The sequence below is a fragment of the Pseudarthrobacter sp. LT1 genome, assembly GCF_035621795.1.
Taxonomy (GTDB): Bacteria; Actinomycetota; Actinomycetes; order Actinomycetales; family Micrococcaceae; genus Arthrobacter.
Map to the genome: position 1 here is coordinate 2,003,876 of NZ_CP141830.1, position 17,028 is coordinate 2,020,903.

The following is a 17,028-nucleotide window of genomic DNA, read 5'->3' on the forward strand; positions in this document are numbered from 1 at the left end:
CAAGAAAGCCACCATGGAATTCCTCACCGACGCAGCAAAAACCGACCACAGCACCGACGCACGACTGAAGTCCCTGATGGCTGAACTGACACTTGCGGAAAAGATCCAACTGCTGACGGGACGTGATTTCTGGACTACCTGGCCACTCGAAAAGATCGGGCTGCGGCGCATGCTCTTCTCAGACGGTCCGACGGGCGTCCGCGGTGAAGTCTGGGACGAGCGTGAGCCGTCCATGAACTTTCCATCAGCTGCCGCCATCAGCTCCTCGTGGGATCGGGCCATCGCCGACCGGCTTGGGGCGGCGTCGGCTGTTGAAGCCCGGCGCAAGGGAGTGGACGTGGTCCTGGGGCCGACGATCAACCTGCACCGTTCCCCGCTGGGGGGAAGGCACTTCGAAGCATTCAGTGAAGACCCGGTGCTGACAGCCGAGCTGGCGGCCGCCTACGTGTCAGGTGTGCAGCGCAATGGTGTGGGCGCCACCCCCAAGCACTACGTGGCCAACGATTCTGAAACTGACAGGTTCACCGTCGATGTCAAGGTGGGGGACCGGCCACTGCGGGAGCTTTATCTTCTCGCATTCGAAAAGGCCATCGTTGAATCGAAAGCGTGGCTGGTGATGAGTGCGTACAACTCCATTAACGGCATCACCGCGACCGAAAACGACCTTCTGGAAACCCCCTTGAACAGCGAATGGGGTTTCGACGGCGTGGTCATCAGCGACTGGACTGCAGTCCGCAGCATCGACAGTGCCGCCGCTTCCCAGGACCTCGTTATGCCGGGGCCGGATGGCCCCTGGGGTGAAGCCCTCGTCGCGGCGGTGAAAGCCGGCCGGATTCCGGAATCCGCGATCGAGCGGAAGGTGTTGCGGATTCTGCAGCTCGCCGCCCGGGTGGGTGCCCTGGAAGGCTTCGAGGCCGTCCGGCCCGAACCCGCGGACCGGGAGGACCTTGTCGCGTTCGCCCGGGAAGCCTCTATTGCGGGTACCGTGATGGTGAAAAACGACGGCCTGCTTCCACTGGATCCAACCGCGGTCCGAAAGGTTTCGGTCATCGGACACAACGCACGCTACGCCCGCACACAGGGCGGCGGCTCCGCCACGGTGGTTCCCGAAAGAATAGTCACGCCCCTGGACGGGATCCGCGCTGCTTTCGGTCCAGACAACGTCAGTTACACAGTGGGAGCGGTAGTGCAGGAAGGGATCGCGGAATTCCCCCTGGAACAAATCACCAATCCGGTCACCGGAGCCCCCGGCATCAGAGTTCGCTTTTTGGACGCCAACGGTCACGAGCTCTTCACCGAGGACCGACGCTCTACAGCGCTGGTCTGGTTCGGAGGAGACGCACCCATCTCGACAGCATCGACGGTTCAGTTCCACACCATCTACACACCGCACGAGACCGGCACCATTCGGCTCGGCTTCTCCAGCGTGGGGCATGGCCGTATTTTCGTGAATGGCGTACTTGTCCATGACGCCACGGTTGAAGCTGTTGGAACGGACCTGGGGGCCGCATTGCTCGCGCCGCCAGCAGCCTCGGTTCCGGTGGACGTGGTCGAGGGCACCCCACTCAACGTACGGGTAGAACTCACCAGCAAGACGGCAGGGGCACTATCGAACACGCTCGGAATCACGATTGGTACCGAAGCCGACAATGCGGACCCCGACGGCCTCATTACCGCAGCGGTGGAAGCTGCGCGCGCTGCCGACGTTGCGGTCGTCGTAGTGGGCACCAATTCCCGCGTTGAGTCCGAGGGATACGACCGTTCCTCCCTCGAACTCCCCGGCACGCAGGACCGTTTGGTCCACGCCGTGGCGGCTGCCAACCCCCGCACTGTCGTCATCGTGAACTCCGGTTCGCCTGTCCTGATGCCTTGGCGCGACGAAGTAGCGGCGACCTTGATCGGCTACTTCGGCGGTCAAGAGTTCGGCCATGCACTTGCCGACATCCTGACGGGGGAAGCCGAGCCCGGGGGCCGACTGCCCACCACATGGCCCGCACGCCGGGAGGACGTGCCCGTCATCAATGTCACGCCCGAGGCCGACGGGACCCTCACCTACGACGAAGGGATCCATATCGGCTACCGTGCCTGGCTCAAGGCCGAAAGGACGCCGGCATACGAATTTGGGTACGGGCTTGGCTACACGCACTGGAACCTGGATTCCGTGGATGCCCCGGCCACAGCCACGGCGGATACAGCTCTTCCAGTCACCATCGCACTTACGAATAGCGGCGCCCGCGCCGGCAAGAACGTCGTGCAGGTATACGCGGAAAGGCCAGACTCCGCCGTCGACCGCCCTATCCGATGGCTTGTCGCCTCCGTTCCTGTATGGGCAGAAGCCGGCGAAACCGTTACAGCCAGTGTGGACGTCCCCACCCGGCTCCTTGCGTACTGGGACAACGGCTGGACCTACGAGCCGGGCATGTACACCCTCCGCATCGGCACCTCCGTCAACGAACTCCCGCTGCAGGCAACGCTGGAACTTGTCCAGGACTAGGGCCCCTCAAGAGAAGGAACGACAAAGACATGGCCGATACAGGCACGCAAGTCCCGAGTACATCAATGGCCGGCCAGCTGATCCGCGGCCTGGAGCTGAACGGGCCCTTCCCGGACCCCAGAACTGACACAGACCACCAGTCACTTGTGTCCATCTATCCGGAGTTGGCCGCTGTATCTGCAGTCGACATTGATGTCCCGACCCCCGAGGGCCGGGTCCCCGGACGCCTGTACCGTTGTCCCGGCGAAGCCCTGGCTGGACTCGTCTGGGTCCACGGTGGGGCCTTCATTGCCGGCGACCTGGACATGCCCGAGGCGCACTGGGTCAGCCTCTACCTCGCCTCGCACGGAATTTCAGTGCTGTCACTGGACTATCGCAAGGCCCTTCACGGCGTGAAGTATCCGGCCCCGTCAAACGACGTACTCGCCGGTTGGCGCTGGGCAAGTGAGAATCTTGAATCTCTGGGGTTGCAGACTGTGGGAGACCTTCATCTTGGCGGGGCAAGCGCCGGCGCCGCGCTGACTGCCGCGCTGACGGGACGGCTGAGGGACGAATCCGGGCAGATGCCTGCTTCCTTGCTGCTCGCATACCCTCTCGTCCACGCCGAGCTTCCCCCGCTCAACGAGGATCTGCGCGGGAAGATGGCCGGCGTTCCCGCTGACCTTGCCTTCGGGCCGGACTTCATCCGGGACATCAACCTGAATTTCGCCGGCAGTGAGGACACGTTCAAGGACGCGCATGCGTTCGCCGGGGAGGGCGACGTCAAGGGTTTTCCCCCCGTCTACATCATCAATTCCGAATCTGACACCCTGCGCGCCTCAGGGGAACTCTTCGCAGCCCAACTGGAAGCCGCAGGAGTGCCAGTCCGCATGGAGATGGAACCGGACAGCATGCACGGACACCTGGACCATCCCCACACAGGACCAGCCAAACACTCCGTTGAGCAAATGCTCGCCTGGCTCCGCGGTGCCGCCGGGACGGCAGCACCGGGCAGCCAGTCGCCGGCCCACCACTAGTTTCCAAGGAAAGGTCCGAAGCATATGTCAGCCGTCACGGCTCCTGCCAAAAGCCAGTCCACAGGCACCGTCGCACCCGGGTTCGAGGACGTACAGGCCCAGTTTGATGCCTATCTCGCCGAGGACCTCAATTACAGCGCCCAGCTGGCCGTGTACTGGAAGGACCACCTCGTGGTTGATCTGGTCGGTGGAGACGGCCTGGAACGCGACACGTTGACGGGAACGTTCTCGGCGACAAAAGGCGTCGCCGCAATAGCCCTGGCGACGCTGGTCAGCTCAGGACAGCTGGACCTTGATCAAACGGTGGTTCACTATTGGCCGGAATTTGGCGCCAACGGAAAAGAACGGGTGCTTGTCCGCGAGCTCTTGTCGCACCAGGCTGGACTGATCAACGTGGACGCGGGGCTGGAAACCGCGGACATACTGGACTCCCGCCGCGCGGCACCCAAACTCGCGACGCAACGGCCGTACTGGCGCCCGGGATCAAGCTTCGGTTATCACGGCCTGACCATCGGATCCGTCATCGAGGAACTGGTGCGGCGGATTACGGGCCTGACCTTGCAGGAACTCTACGAGAACACCGTCCGCGCACCCCGGGACATTGACTTTTGGCTCGGCCTGCCGGAATCAGAAGAGGATCGGTTCGAAGCAGTACGTCCCGCGCAACCTACGACCGAACAGCTTGAAATCATGTCCGCAAGCCAGATGTCGCCGGATGGTCTTGGCGCCCTGATGTTCAACGGTGTCAACAGCCTTGTACCGCCAAACCTGGGTCCCTACTCACCCAATCGCCGCGAAGTGCGGGCGGCTGGCCCTGCCGCAGTTGGCGGTATCGGATCGGCAAGGGGGCTGGCGCAGGTTTACGCAGCAGCCATTGGCCTGACGGGGGATACCCTCGTAGACTCCGATACTGTTGCGGCAATGGGGCAGCAGCAGGTGTGGGGAGTGGACAGGGTCCTGAATTTCCCGGCGTCGTTCGGTGTCGTTTTCATGAAGCCCCACCCAGGCTCTGATTTTGGCAGCTACCAGGCGTTTGGCCATGATGGTGCCGGTGGGGCGCTCGGGTACGCTGACCCGCTGTACGGCATCAGCTTTGGCTATATCCCGCTCCAGATGCAACTGCCGGGCGGCGCGGATGCCAGGGCGATCCACCTCTCGCAAACCGTGAGGGCTGCTGTCCGCCAGAGCTAGGCGCAAGGGAGCCATGGCCGTCTCTGGCCATGGCTCCGCGGAATGTCAGGCGTTCCCGCTGCCTGCGGGGAGCGTGGCGTAGGCGTGGCTTGTCTGCAGGATTCCGGTGACGACATCAAGCTCAGCGTCGTTCCGTGGTCCATAGATCATGACCATTCCCCGGGCAAGCCGGATCCCGGCCAGGGGATGAGCCACGCCCCAACCTTTGGCTATGGCCTCGCGGGCAAGGGCCGGAGGCAGGGCCGTATGCAGTGATCCATCGTACTCGGGGTGGAGGTGCGCAAACTCTCCGGCCTGTGGAACGAGGAATGCGTCAAGCGGCGCCCGTGCGTCGCGTTCGACCATGAACCCGGATGCACCGGGCACGGAGATGGCTGACTGGCGTGCAGTTACCCCGGGCAAGGCGAGGACACGGTCCAGGAGCCGCTCCCGGACGTGGCGCGGGCTATTGTCGGAGCGCTGCTCCTGCGGTATCGACCAGGAAACATCGGGGCGAGCGCCGGAACGAACCGGGAGCGCGCCGTCGGGAAAGGCGTTCCAGGTGCCATCGTCGGACGGCAGAGTGCCGCGGGAGGCGAGGAAGTGCAAACGCTCCGCGATCCAGCCGCCAAGCTCCGCAACAGTGTCATTGGTGAGGCCGTGGCCGCCGGGATCGCGGCGGGCGTAGCTGGGTGCGCCGGAATCACCGAGCAGGTAGGTCCACGTTCGGTCCAGGAGCTCGCGGGGGATGACAGTGTCGGTCTCGCCTTGGGCAACGAAAACCGGCACCCCGGCCAAGCGGGCAGGTGAAGTTGGGACGCCGGCGTCGAACGGTAATGTTCCGTAGAGGATGGCAGCGCCTGCGAAACGCTGTGGATCGGACAGGAGCAGACCTCCTGCAAAGGCTGCGCCGCCGCTGAAGCCGACGAGTATCACCTGGCGACCCGGAGGTGCCACGTTGTCGAGCCACTTGCGGAACCAAGCCATCGTCTGATTGAGGGACTCCGCCACCGGACGGCCGATTCCACGGTTGGCAAACCAGGCGTAGCCCCCTCCGGCCGGAATCGGTGCGCGGACAGCGGCATACGACGGGCCCGCTGGCAAGTGTCCGGCCAAACCGATGATGCCGGTCTCGTCCGCGCCGCGTCCATGCAGCAGCACCACCAGGGGACGGTCGGTGGTGTCAGGGGTGTGCCAGACAACCGTGGGTTCGTCGAAGGCGTTATTCATTGGTTGTCCTCATCAGGATTAGTTTCGGTGATTCGGCCAGCGGTGGGTACACCGGACCATCTGCGCAGTTCGTCGTCGAGCTCCAGCGGCTCAACGGGCGCGGTGTTCGCGTACTCGCCCCAATGCTGGCGGGGAAGCATCCACATAAGTTCGAACTCGTTGCCGTCCGGATCCGCCCCGTAGACGCTTTTCGTGGCCCCGTGGCTGGATTGACCTGTGTACGCGCCGGCTTCTTCCAAGGTCCTTCGGGCTTCCGCTAGCTCTTCGATGGTGTCCAGCTGCCAGGCAAGGTGGTAGAGCCCGACGGCGCCACGCACCTTGGGCGGCGCGGTATCGCCTACCCCGAAGAGGCCGAGGTCGTGGTGGTTACCGGAGCGCGGAAGCCTCAGGAAGGACGCGTTGGCGCGCGGTTCGCGGGCGACGACTTCCATTCCGAAGAGCTGGGTATAAAAGCGTTCGGCCCTGGCAAGGTCGGTGACGAAGAGTACGGCATGGTTCAGCCGGACGGGTGAGACTGGCATCGGAAGGTGGTTCTTTCTCGGTACGGAAGCCGCGCCCGTGGTCCGGGAGCCGGCCTATTAGCCGGCCGGTTCCCGGAAAGTACGGTGGTGCGGAGTCGGGTTGACTGCCTGTTTAGGCCTTGACGGCGAAGCCGCCGGTCCAGGCGATCTTTTCACCGGCGGCAAGGGCGATCTGCAGGAAGCCCGTTGCCTCCAGCTCCCGTGCCCGGCGCAGCGATCCGGCGTCGATGGCGCGCAGCCCGGCGGCGGAGATGAGCCCGGCGAGCCGGGTCTTCGCGTCCGCGTCGTCCCCGGCGATCAGCACTGTAGTGGGCTGCCCGGCGATTTCGCCCGAGGCCAGGGTGGCTGCGAAGGTGGTGTTGAACGCCTTCACTACGCTGGAGTTGGGAAGCGCGGCCTGGATCTGGGCGGTGGCTGAGGAATCGGCCGGCACGGTCAGGGAGTCGAAGGTTTCGAAGTTCAGCGGATTCGTGATGTCAACAATGATCTTGCCGGCGAGCTGCTCGCCACGCTGGGCCAGGATCTCCTGCACGGCCGGGTAGGGAACGGCCAGAACGACAATCTCTCCGGTAATGGTCTTGTCGGTGTCCCCGCTGCCGAGGACCTGGACGGTATTGCCGCCCTTCTCTGCGATGCCGGCGATAGCCGAGCCCATGTTGCCTTGTCCGAGGATGCTTACTGCAGTCATAACGGTCTCCTTTGTGTGCAGGCCCCATTGGTTGAGGCTTCAACTAAATAGTAGCGCCCGAAGTTAGTTGTTGCAACAACCAATTTGGGGAAGAATGAAGGCATGGAGACACGATGGCTTACAAGGGATGAATTGGCCGCCTGGGTGCGGCTGTATACGGTGGTCGAGCTGCTGCCGAATGCGCTTGACTCCCAGCTCCGCCGCGACGCGGATCTGACGAACTTCGAGTACTACGTGCTCGCCATGCTTTCGGAAGCTCCGCGGCAGACGCTGAGGATGACAGATCTGGCAGCGCAGACGAGCGCCACGCTGGCGCGCCTGTCCCACGTAGTAAAGCGTCTTGAAGCACGCGGCCTGGTGGAGCGCTTTCCGTGCCCCGAGGATCGGCGTGCAACCAACGCCCGCCTCACCGCCGGGGGGCAGCGCAAAATTGTCGAGACCGCGCCCGGGCATGTGGAAAACGTGCGGCGGAACGTTATCGATGCACTAACTCCGGAGCAGCTCGGTCAGTTGCGGGGGATTGCCGATGCCTTGTTGGAGAAGCTCGACCCTGACGCAGCGATGGCCCCTCTGTACCGCCGGCATGACGGGCCTGAGTGAGTTTGGCTATAGGGGGCGGCGCCAAAGCGGGCCCCGTGAAAATAGTTGACGCGACAAGTAATCTGCCATAGGCTATTACTTGAAACATCAACTTATTCCTTTTGAAGACCGCTACTGCAGGCTTCAGAAGGCGAGAAAAGAGGACCGCACCATGACTTCTCCGATTCAGCCCGCTGCCACCCAGTCCAACATCGCCCGCACAGTCCTGCGCCTCGTTGTGGGCGTTATCTTCTTCGCCCATGGCTGGCAGAAGATCTTCGACTACACCATCCCCGGCACCCAGGCAGCGTTCGCACAGATGGGGGTACCGGCCGCGCAGCTGGTTGCTCCGGCGATCGGCTTCCTGGAACTCCTTGGGGGCGCCGCCATCATTGTCGGCGTGCTGGTTCGTCCCGTGGCCATCCTCCTGGCACTGGACATGCTTGGCGCCCTCTTCCTGGTGCACGCCCCGGCCGGAATCTTCGCTGACAAAGGTGGTTACGAACTCGTACTCGTCCTGGCGGCCGGCGCCGCAGCCCTCGCCATCGTCGGGGCAGGCCGATTCTCCGTCGACGCTTTGCTCTTTGGTCGTAACGGTAACCGTACCCTGGCAGCCCTGGCCTAAGCGGCAGCCAAACTCATAAACGACGAATGGCGCCGGCACCCGCATAAGCGGATGCCGGCGCCATTTCGCTGAAGGCTAGATGGCCTGTACTGCCTTGATGGCCTGCATCACGCGGTTGGTGACCTCGTCGATGCCGCCGACGCCGTCGACCTGGGTGAGTATGCCGCGCTCGGCGTACTTCGCCACCACGGGTTCGGTCTGCTCGTTGTACAGGTCCAGGCGGTGGCGGATGACGGCTTCGTTGTCGTCGCTCCGGCCCGTTTCCTTGGCACGGCCCAGGAGGCGGTGCACCAGCTCTTTGTCGTCGGCGGTGAGCTGCAGGACTACGTCGAGCTTCTCGTCAGCGTCAGCGAGGATCTCGTCCAGGTAGTCCACCTGCGCGGTGGTGCGCGGGTAGCCGTCCAGCAGGAAGCCGTTCTCGACATCGGACTCGTTCAGGCGGTCACGGACCATCATGTTGGTTACGCTGTCCGGGACGAAGTCGCCGTTGTCCATGTACTTCTTTGCCTTGACGCCCAGCGGGGTGCCACTCTTCACGTTGGCACGGAAGATGTCGCCGGTGGAGATGGCCACAACGCCGAGGCGCTCTGAAATCCGTTCCGCCTGCGTTCCTTTTCCTGAACCGGGAGGTCCAATAATCAGCATTCTCGTCATCGCAAAAGCCCCTCGCCCTAGATCCATTTCGGTGCTGCGGGGGTGCCTTCGGTGGTGCCCGGGCCGGTGGCGGTGACGCCGCTGTTGCCGCGGCCGGCGGCCCATTCGGCGACGGCGGGGAGCGGCCCGGTGATGATCGTTGGGTCAGCGGTGCCCGCATCGCCAAACGCCAGGTCCGTACCGTCCACCGTGACGAGGAGTCCGGTGTCGGTGCCGCGCGTGTGCCAGGCGCCGGTGATGTCCTTGATCAGGCGTTCCAGGACCGGTGCGGGGATGTCGCTGAAGCTGGCTCCGTTGTCCAGGTCCACGGCGTGCATCCAGACTTCGCGGGTGCGCATCCAGACGGTTTCTTCGGCGGGGACGGTTCGGCCCTGGGCGGTCTTGACCTTGTGGTGCCAGTTGTCGGCGGGCAGGTCGCGCCATTCGACGTTGAGGTGCACGGCGGAGTGGTCGAAGAGGTGCCGCAGTGCGATGGGGGAGAGGGTGGCGCCGAAGTCGATTTCATGGTTTCGGGCCTCGGGGGAGGGGTACATGGGTGTTTCCACGCCGGTGGCCGCCCATTCCACCAGCCGCGCGATGGCCCGGGCGTTGTAGCCCACGTGCGCTACGACGTGCCGGCGCGTCCACCCCGGAAGGCGGGTGCCGCCGTCGAGCTCTGCATCGGAAAGCTCGTTGAGCTTGCGGGCGAAGAACGCGGTGCCACGCCGCGCCTGCAGGAGGTCTTCCTGCAGGCGCGGGTCTGTGGTTTGGTCGTGGCGGGCGACCATCAGGCTTCCTTGACCACGCGGTTGGTCAACTGGCCCAGGCCCTCGATGGTGGTGACCAGGACCTGGCCTTCCTGCAGGTAGCGCTTGGGGTCCTGGGCGTGGCCCACGCCGCCAGGGGTACCGGTGGCGATCACGTCGCCCGGGTTCAGGGTGATGATGGTGGAGATGTAGGAGACCAGGTATTCCGGGGTAAACACCAGGTCCGAGGTGGGGGTGCTTTGCTGGACTTCGCCGTCCACGGCGGAGGTCATCAGCGGGCCGGCGGTGAACTCGTCCTTGGTGACCAGGGCCGGCCCGAACGGGGTGGACTTCTCCCAGGTCTTGCCCTGCAGCCACTGGATGGTGCGGAACTGGTAGTCGCGCATGCTGATGTCGTTGAGCACGGAGTACCCGGCGATGTGCCCAGCGGCTTCGGCTTCGGGGATGCGGCGGCCGGCCTTGCCGATGACGACGGCGAGTTCGGCTTCCCAGTCCACGGTGTCCGATTCCTGGGGCAGGGCCAGGTCATCGTTGGGCCCGATCAGGGATTCGGCGTACTTGGCGAACAGGGTGGGGTGCTCCGGGACCTCGCGGCCCATCTCCTTGATGTGGTTGCGGTAGTTGTGGCCCACGCAGATGATCTTGCCGGGGGAGGGCACGACGGCGGCGAGGTCGGCGCCCTTGAAGGGGTGGGTTGCGCCGTGGGCTTCTTTGGCGGTGGTTTCCCAGTTGGGGTCCTGCAGCAGGGCCCCGACGTCGGAGAAGCCCGGGATCTCGGTCAGGGTGTCGCCGTCCTGGCGGACCGCCTTGTTGCCGGCAGGAGTGCGGAGGGTGAGGAGTTTCATTATTTGGTGCGTCCTTCGATGTAGGTGCGGTTGAAGTTCAGGCGCTCAAAGATGGGGGCGTCGCTGAACCGGAAAAGATCAAACTCTGATTCGGCCTGCAGGGACCAGGCGGCCCAGGACGGGACGACGAACAGGTCGCCCTTGGCCAGCACCCTGGTTTCGCCGTTCAGGGTCACGGTGCCGGTGCCCTCGAAGACCTGCCAGACGCTGGAGCCCACCTCGCGGACCGTCTCGGTCCCGGCGCCGGTGCGGAGCCGGTGGAACTCGGCCCGGATGGTGGGCATGACGTCCCCGCCGGTGGTGGGGTTGGTGTACCGGATGGCGGCGTGGCCCTGGGACACTGTGGCGGGGTGGCCCTCGTCCTCGAGGAGGAGCTGTTCGCGCAGGGCGGCGTCGGTGTACTTCCACCGGTAGGCGGCGATGGGGGAGTTGGTGGTGTTTTCCAGGCCGGAGAGCGGGCGAAGGCCGGGGTGGGCCCAGAGCCGTTCGGAACGGGAGATGTCCGGGGTGGCCTCGTCCGTGACGCGCTCGGTGCCGAACTCGAAGAATCCGGCGTCGGCGTAGTGCACGAACGGGATGTCCAGTCCGTCGATCCAGGCCATGGGCTCGTCGGTGTCGTTGTGGTGGCCGTGGAAGTTCCAGCCCGGGGTGAGCAGGAAGTCGCCGCGGGACATCCGGACCGGGTCACCGTTCACCACCGTCCACACGCCCTCACCCTCGACGACGAAACGGAACGCGTTCTGCGAGTGCCGGTGCTCCGGGGCTGTTTCGCGGCCGCCCAGGTACTGGATGGCAGCCCACAGCGTGGGGGTGGCATACGGGGTGCCGCCCAGGCCCGGGTTGGCCAGCGCGATGGCACGGCGTTCCCCGCCGCGACCCACCGGCACCAGGTCACCGGCACGGGCGGCCAGCGGGTACAGGTCATCCCACCGCCATACATGCGGAACCGCCTTCGGTGACGGGACCATCGGCATCAAATCACCGATCTCCGTCCACAACGGAATCAGGTTCTCTTTATCAAAGTCCCGGTACAACTGCTCAAGCTGGGCAGCCTCCTCCGGCGTGGGCTCAGGCACGGAGTGGCTGGCAGCAACGGATTCATGCGTCAGGTTCTCAGTCATGGCAATCCTCTACTTTGAGTTGGCGCTGGCAGTCGCCAGCCGCTCGGCGATATCGGCTCGGAGTTCCTTTTTGTTGATCTTGCCGACCTTGGTGGCAGGCAGCTCGTCGACTACAACGAGGTGCTCAGGGATCTTGAAGGCAGCCACTCCTGTATTTCGGAGGAGCTCCTGGATTTGTTCAAGAGTCACTTCCGTTCCCGGCTTGACGGTGATGTAGAGGCACAGTTTTTCGCCCAGCACCGCATCCGGCATAGCGACAGCGGCAGCCATGGTGACGTCCTCGAGCCGGTAGACGAGGCTTTCAATTTCCTCTGCAGAGATTTTCTCGCCACCGCGGTTGATCATGTCCTTGTCGCGGCCCTGGACAATGAGGTTCCCGTCCGGGCGGCGCTCCACGATGTCGCCGCTTGCGTACCAGCCGTCAGGGGTGAACGCCCTGGCATTGGCTTCGGGCGCACGGTAGTAGCCTCTCGGGGTGTAGGGCCCCCGGGTCAGGATTGAGCCCGGGACTCCATCCGGGAGGTCATTGCCCGCCTCATCCACAATACGAATCTCGTCTGCTTCGGAGACTGGACGCCCTTGGGTAGTACAGATCACCTCTTCAGGATCGTCCAGACGGGTCATGTTGATGAGCCCTTCGGCCATGCCGAAAACCTGCTGCAGCGTAGCCCCAAGTACGGGTTTGACCTTGTGGGCGATCTCATCGGGCAGACGGGAACCTCCGACCTGAATCACCTGCAGGGTGGTGAGCTGGTCCCCACCCGTCTCCTCCTGGTGCTCGATCCAGCGCTGCGCTACGGCGGGGACTGCCGTGGAAAGCGTGACGCCCTCCCGCTCAATGGCGGCAAACGCCTTGCGCGGTTCGGGGCTCGGCAACATGACCACCCGGCCGCCGGCAAAAAGGATGCCCAGGATCCCGGGGCAGGCGAGGGGAAAGTTATGGCTCGCCGGCAGAGTGCCCAGGTACACAGTGTCTTCGGCCACAGCCGTAGGTACGGATGTGGCCTTGATGTTGTACGCGTAATCGTTGTGGGTGCGCGTGATGAGCTTGGGCAGTCCCGTGGTGCCCCCTGATAACAGGAACAGGGCAGGTGAGTCTGGGGATGGGGCAGCCGCATCCAGGCGGGCCCTGGCGCCGGCGGGGTCTGTTCCCGGGGCCAGGATCTCTTCGAGACGTACGTTGAGGGGGTTGGCGGCGCCGGATACGAGGATCAGTTCCAGCGAGGGTATCGCTTCAGCCAGCTCCTCGGCCAGCGACTGGTGGTCGAAATCCTTGATAACGTCGGGCACGGCGATAGCCCGGGATTCGGACAGCTCAGTGAGGAACGACAGCTCGTACTTTCGGTGCGCGGGCAAGGCCATGACCGGCATGATGCCTGCACGGAAACAAGCCAGGGTGAGTATGGTGAACTGCCACCCGTTCGGCAACTGGATCATGATGCGGTCGTCCGCTTTAAGCCCGAGCTGCAGCAGCCGCTCGGCGGCCGCGTCCATCCGATTGACGAGCTCAGAGTAGGTGATACGAACATCGCCGTCTACGAGCGCAACTTTGTCGGGTAGGCGGTCGGCAGTCTCGATGACGTAACTGCCGAGAGCACGGTCTTCCCAGTAGCCCTTGGCACGGAATGCGGCTGCAAGGTCTGCGGGCCAGGGGGTGGTTCCCTCACTGGTATGGCTTGTCATTTCATGTCCTCCTCGACATTGATCACTACTGCGTCCAGCGCCAACAGCCCTTGGTGGGTCAGGCGCAGGGGATTAATTTCGATTTCCGCGATGGCCTCATTGGAGACGAGCGCGTCTCCCAGCCGGACCAGGAGGCCCGCCAGTTCTGCTGTATCCAGCATTGGACCGGAACGGAAGCCGTACAAGAGGTCCCGTGCCTGCAATTCGGCCGGCATTCCCTCGGCTGCCCTCGGTGCCAGTGGCGCAGTCCGGATGGAGATGTCCGCAAATACTTCCGCAGCGGTGCCGCCGAGGCCCAAAACCACGATCGGTCCAAAGACGGGGTCGCGCCGGACGCCGACAACAAGGTCGACGCCGGAGGGCGCCATCGCCTCAACGAGGAATTCACGCGCGCCGGCGGCCTCAAGTGCTGCCAAGGCGTGGTCCATCTCCTCTAGGGACTTAACGCCGAGGTGCACGCCGCCGATCTCCGTTTTGTGCAGAATTGCCGCGTCCAAGAGCTTCACAGCCACCGGACCGCCAAGTTCCGCCAGCGCCTCCTGCGCTGCGGTGCGGCTGCTGCACACGCGGCGTTCCGGCGTCGGAATGCCAAGCGCTCCCAGGAGTTCTTTGGAACGGTTCTCATCCCACGGGCCATCAATGTTCGGCCATGTGACGGTGCCGGCAGGTTGTTCGGCCTTCTCGAACTGACCCCTGGCATCGTGCACGAGGGCGGAAATGCCTTGGGCCAGCGACGTCGGCCCGGAGATCAGTGGAAGATCGTGCTGGCGCGCGGATTTGCGGGCCCGCTCCTGGTCCCCCTCAGGGCCGTCCACCCCTACAAGAAACGGCATCGTGTCGGCTACACCGGAGTTGGCCACGGCGAGCGGCAGGTCGGTCACGGGTTCGGTCAGGCCATAAAGAGCGACGACGTCGATCGACGGGTCTTGTGCCACGGCGGCAACTATCTGCTCGTACCCTGGTCCGGGGCGGCCAGTGTCAACAGGGTTTGCCTGGAACGTCAGTGGCGGGAGCAGGGTGCTGATGGTGTCCTGGCTGCTTTGTGCAAGCCGGGGGAGCGCCACGCCGGCGCTGTGCAAAGCATCCGCGATCAGCAAGCCGGGTCCCGCTTGCCCGGTGATGAGGCCTACTCCAGGGTCCGCAGAAGGCTTCAACCGGCGCCCGGCCAATGCGGTGACGGCGGCAACCAGTTGAATCTCGTCGTCGACGATTACCGCGCCTGCCTGCTTGAGGACCGAACGCGTGGTGCGCCAGGATGTAGCCAGCGCACCGGTGTGGGACTGGGCGAATTCCGAAACATCGTTGCGGCCCACCACCAATGCGACAACAGGCTTCACGGCGCTGAGGCGGGAGACGGCGTCGATCAGGGCAGGACCATCTGAAACGGTTTCCAAGTGCAGCGCAACTGCCTTGGTCTGGTCATCAGCTATCAGGTAATCCAGCACATCGGGAGCGGTGATGTCGGTACCTGCACCGATTCCGGCCGCAAGGCTGACTCCGGCGCCGGAGTGCTCGAGGTGGAACGCAAGGACGTGGTTGACGCCTCCGCTGGCCGCGACGACAGCAACCGATCCGGGCTCCAGCTCGGCTACTCCAGGAACAAAGCTGGCTCGGAGATTGCGGTGGGGGACGAAGAATCCGGAGGTGTTGGGACCCAGCAAGCGGATACCTGTTTCCCGCACCGCGGCCTCGACCTGGGCCGCGTACTCGAGACCCGGGCCGCCGGCTTCAGCAAAACCCCCAGCGCACACTAGCGCTGCTTTGGCACCGCTTGCTGCACTGTCCCGCAGCGACTGGGCGGTAGCTGCGGCCGGCACACAAAGCACTGCGAGGTCAGGGCCGCCGGGTATCGCAGCAGCGGCAGAGGCGATACTGGTGTGCATGCCGTTCTCGCCCCTGCTGTTCACCAGCTCAACGGGGGCGCTGTAGCTTGAGAGTGACTGCGCCATCACAGCGCCGAGCTTCTCGGGGCTGCCCGACGCCCCGACAACGATGATGCCCTGGGGAGCGAAAAGGGCAGACAGGCTATGCATCGGTCGCCCCCACGTTTGCCTCAGCAACGGCGTCAGTACGGCCTGAGAGCACCAAAGTCAGGTTGGATGCCGTTCCTCGATCATCAACGATGATACTGGTCAGGCCGCGTCCGAGGCGTGCCTCTTCCGACAGGAGGATCCGGGTGAATGCATTGCCGCCCTGGATCACAACAGCCGCAGCTTCTGCAGGCAATTTCGTGAAGGCGGCCGCGAGGCCAGCTTCCGTTTCCGGCGCCGTGAGCAGCAGGGCAGTGTTGATGTTGGCCTGAGCCGGATCCGTAACCACTGCGATGCTTCCGCCCGGTCCGGACAACGCAATGTCCGTGCCCTCGGTGGAGAGTGTCAGCAAGCGCCCGCCAAGCTCTGTCGTTCCCGCGCGAAGCGGAGTTTCAAGGGGCGCATGCCCGTGCCTGTCCAGCCAGTCCTGTTCAGCGGAGGCAACGAGCTCCGGATCCCGCAGGCGGATCTTATCGATGTCGATGCTGCGCGAGAAGAAATGGAAGGTGAACTGGGTGGGCTCGAAGGAGTTGTAGTACCTTGCGAAGTGCTCCCACCAGCTCAGGCCGCCACGGGCCTGGTTTTGGATCTTGGCCACCTGCGGTTGGCGTTCTGCCTCGTAATTGGTGAAGGCCTGCTCAAGGTCATCCTGGTGGGCAGCCACTTCACGGACCAGGGTGATGGCGTCCTCCATGGCCATCTTCGTGCCCGAGCCCACGGAAAAGTGTGCCGTGTGGACAGCATCCCCCAGCAGGACGACGTTGTCTTTGTGCCAGGTCCGCGTCCGCCGGGTCCGGAAGTTGGCCCACCGGGAGTTGTTAGCTACCAGCGGCTCCCCGGCGATGTCTTCGGCGAACAGCTTTTCAAGGAACCGCTGCGTCTTCAGGTCCGAGGGGCCTGGAGGCTGGCTCGCATCGAACTCGTCCAGGCCTGCCTTCCGCCACGTGTCTTCGTCCGTTTCAACAATGAAAGTGCTGAGGTCCTCGCTGATCGGATAACCGTGTACAGCGAAGTTGCCAAATTCGCTTTGCCGATGAACGAAGGTAAGTCCTTTGAACATGTACGTTGTACCGAACCAGATGAACTTGGCGGTTGCTGTCTCGGTGGTGTGACCCAACGACTCGCCCAATTGTTCGCGAGTGGACGAATTGGCGCCGTCTGCACCGACGATGAGGTCGAAGTCCGCCAGTTGCTGCAGGTCGGGGACGTACTGGCCAAAGCGCATGTCCACACCAACTTCGGCGGCGCGTTCCTGCATTAGCTTCAGCAACGTCTTGCGGTAGATGGCGGCCATGCCGTTGCCGCTGAAGGACTTCTGTTCACCTTTGAGCCAGACTTCGATGTCCTCCCAGTGGGTGCCGTAGTCGCGGAGGCCGTCCCGAACCACGGGGTCCGCATCGTTTATGCGGTTGAGCGTGGCGTCGGAAAACACCACGCCAAAACCGAAGGCGTCGGTGGCCTGGTTGCGTTCAAAGAGTACGACCTCGGCGTCCGGGACGGTCTGCTTGAACAGGGTTGAGAAGAACAGTCCGCCGGGACCGCCGCCAATGCAGGCTACGCGAAGTGCCATCGATGCCACCTTCTAAGGATTGGGAATTCGGTGAGAGAGGTCTCGGCAACAAGTAT

15 protein-coding genes are annotated in these 17,028 nt (G+C 63.9%); 5 read left to right on the forward strand and 10 right to left on the reverse strand.

Features of this window, described 5'->3' with window-relative positions:
• Positions 1–13 precede the first annotated feature (13 nt).
• The 3 genes from VIK36_RS09420 (at position 14) to VIK36_RS09430 (ending at position 4,701) form a co-directional block, all read left to right on the forward strand.
• On the forward strand, positions 14–2,494 hold the full coding sequence (locus VIK36_RS09420) for a beta-glucosidase family protein (protein WP_324644925.1): 2,481 nt from the start codon (positions 14–16) through the stop codon (positions 2,492–2,494).
• A 65-nt stretch (positions 2,495–2,559) separates the two neighbouring features.
• Positions 2,560–3,510: an alpha/beta hydrolase gene (locus tag VIK36_RS09425; RefSeq protein ID WP_324644926.1), complete on the forward strand. Its 951-nt coding sequence runs from the start codon at positions 2,560–2,562 to the stop codon at positions 3,508–3,510.
• Positions 3,511–3,534: 24 nt separating this feature from the next.
• Positions 3,535–4,701: a serine hydrolase domain-containing protein gene (locus VIK36_RS09430; protein ID WP_324644927.1), complete on the forward strand. Its 1,167-nt coding sequence runs from the start codon at positions 3,535–3,537 to the stop codon at positions 4,699–4,701.
• A gap of 45 nt (positions 4,702–4,746) precedes the next feature.
• Here VIK36_RS09430 and VIK36_RS09435 read toward each other — a convergent pair whose 3' ends face one another.
• The 3 genes from VIK36_RS09435 to VIK36_RS09445 form a co-directional block, all read right to left on the reverse strand.
• Positions 4,747–5,910, reverse strand: a complete 1,164-nt coding sequence (locus VIK36_RS09435; protein WP_324644929.1) for a luciferase family protein — start codon at positions 5,908–5,910, stop codon at positions 4,747–4,749.
• On the reverse strand, positions 5,907–6,431 hold the full coding sequence (locus VIK36_RS09440) for a VOC family protein (protein WP_255175285.1): 525 nt from the start codon (positions 6,429–6,431) through the stop codon (positions 5,907–5,909). The genes VIK36_RS09435 and VIK36_RS09440 overlap by 4 nt, the downstream gene beginning before the upstream one ends.
• A 112-nt stretch (positions 6,432–6,543) precedes the next feature.
• A complete protein-coding gene (locus VIK36_RS09445; protein WP_255175286.1) occupies positions 6,544–7,119 on the reverse strand; it encodes an NADPH-dependent F420 reductase in 576 nt (191 codons plus the stop codon).
• Between the two features lie 102 nt (positions 7,120–7,221).
• On the opposite strand from VIK36_RS09445, the gene VIK36_RS09450 reads away from it, so the two are divergent.
• On the forward strand, positions 7,222–7,719 hold the full coding sequence (locus VIK36_RS09450; protein ID WP_255175287.1) for a MarR family winged helix-turn-helix transcriptional regulator: 498 nt from the start codon (positions 7,222–7,224) through the stop codon (positions 7,717–7,719).
• Positions 7,720–7,870: 151 nt separating this feature from the next.
• Positions 7,871–8,323: a DoxX family protein gene (locus VIK36_RS09455; RefSeq protein ID WP_324644932.1), complete on the forward strand. Its 453-nt coding sequence runs from the start codon at positions 7,871–7,873 to the stop codon at positions 8,321–8,323.
• 75 nt (positions 8,324–8,398) lie between these two features.
• Here the strand turns inward: VIK36_RS09455 and VIK36_RS09460 are convergent, their stop codons facing one another.
• From VIK36_RS09460 to VIK36_RS09490, 7 genes are read right to left on the reverse strand one after another with little or no spacing between them, the layout of a single operon-like run.
• Positions 8,399–8,968 carry an adenylate kinase gene (locus tag VIK36_RS09460; protein ID WP_255175571.1) on the reverse strand — a complete coding sequence of 190 codons (570 nt, stop codon included), beginning with the start codon at positions 8,966–8,968 and terminating at the stop codon, positions 8,399–8,401.
• Positions 8,969–8,994: 26 nt separating this feature from the next.
• Positions 8,995–9,744 (reverse strand): maleylpyruvate isomerase family mycothiol-dependent enzyme, encoded by a 750-nt coding sequence (locus tag VIK36_RS09465; protein ID WP_255175289.1) that lies wholly within the window; start codon positions 9,742–9,744, stop codon positions 8,995–8,997.
• Positions 9,744–10,568, reverse strand: coding sequence for a fumarylacetoacetate hydrolase family protein (locus tag VIK36_RS09470; protein WP_324644933.1), 825 nt, complete (start codon positions 10,566–10,568; stop codon positions 9,744–9,746). The genes VIK36_RS09465 and VIK36_RS09470 overlap by 1 nt, the downstream gene beginning before the upstream one ends.
• Positions 10,568–11,689 carry a cupin domain-containing protein gene (locus VIK36_RS09475; protein ID WP_324644934.1) on the reverse strand — a complete coding sequence of 374 codons (1,122 nt, stop codon included), beginning with the start codon at positions 11,687–11,689 and terminating at the stop codon, positions 10,568–10,570. The genes VIK36_RS09470 and VIK36_RS09475 overlap by 1 nt, the downstream gene beginning before the upstream one ends.
• A 9-nt stretch (positions 11,690–11,698) precedes the next feature.
• Positions 11,699–13,372, reverse strand: coding sequence for a (2,3-dihydroxybenzoyl)adenylate synthase (locus tag VIK36_RS09480; RefSeq protein WP_255175292.1), 1,674 nt, complete (start codon positions 13,370–13,372; stop codon positions 11,699–11,701).
• Positions 13,369–15,405, reverse strand: coding sequence for an acetate--CoA ligase family protein (locus VIK36_RS09485; RefSeq protein WP_324644936.1), 2,037 nt, complete (start codon positions 15,403–15,405; stop codon positions 13,369–13,371). The genes VIK36_RS09480 and VIK36_RS09485 overlap by 4 nt, the downstream gene beginning before the upstream one ends.
• Positions 15,398–16,972 (reverse strand): FAD-dependent monooxygenase, encoded by a 1,575-nt coding sequence (locus VIK36_RS09490; protein ID WP_324644938.1) that lies wholly within the window; start codon positions 16,970–16,972, stop codon positions 15,398–15,400. The genes VIK36_RS09485 and VIK36_RS09490 overlap by 8 nt, the downstream gene beginning before the upstream one ends.
• Positions 16,973–17,028 lie beyond the last annotated feature (56 nt).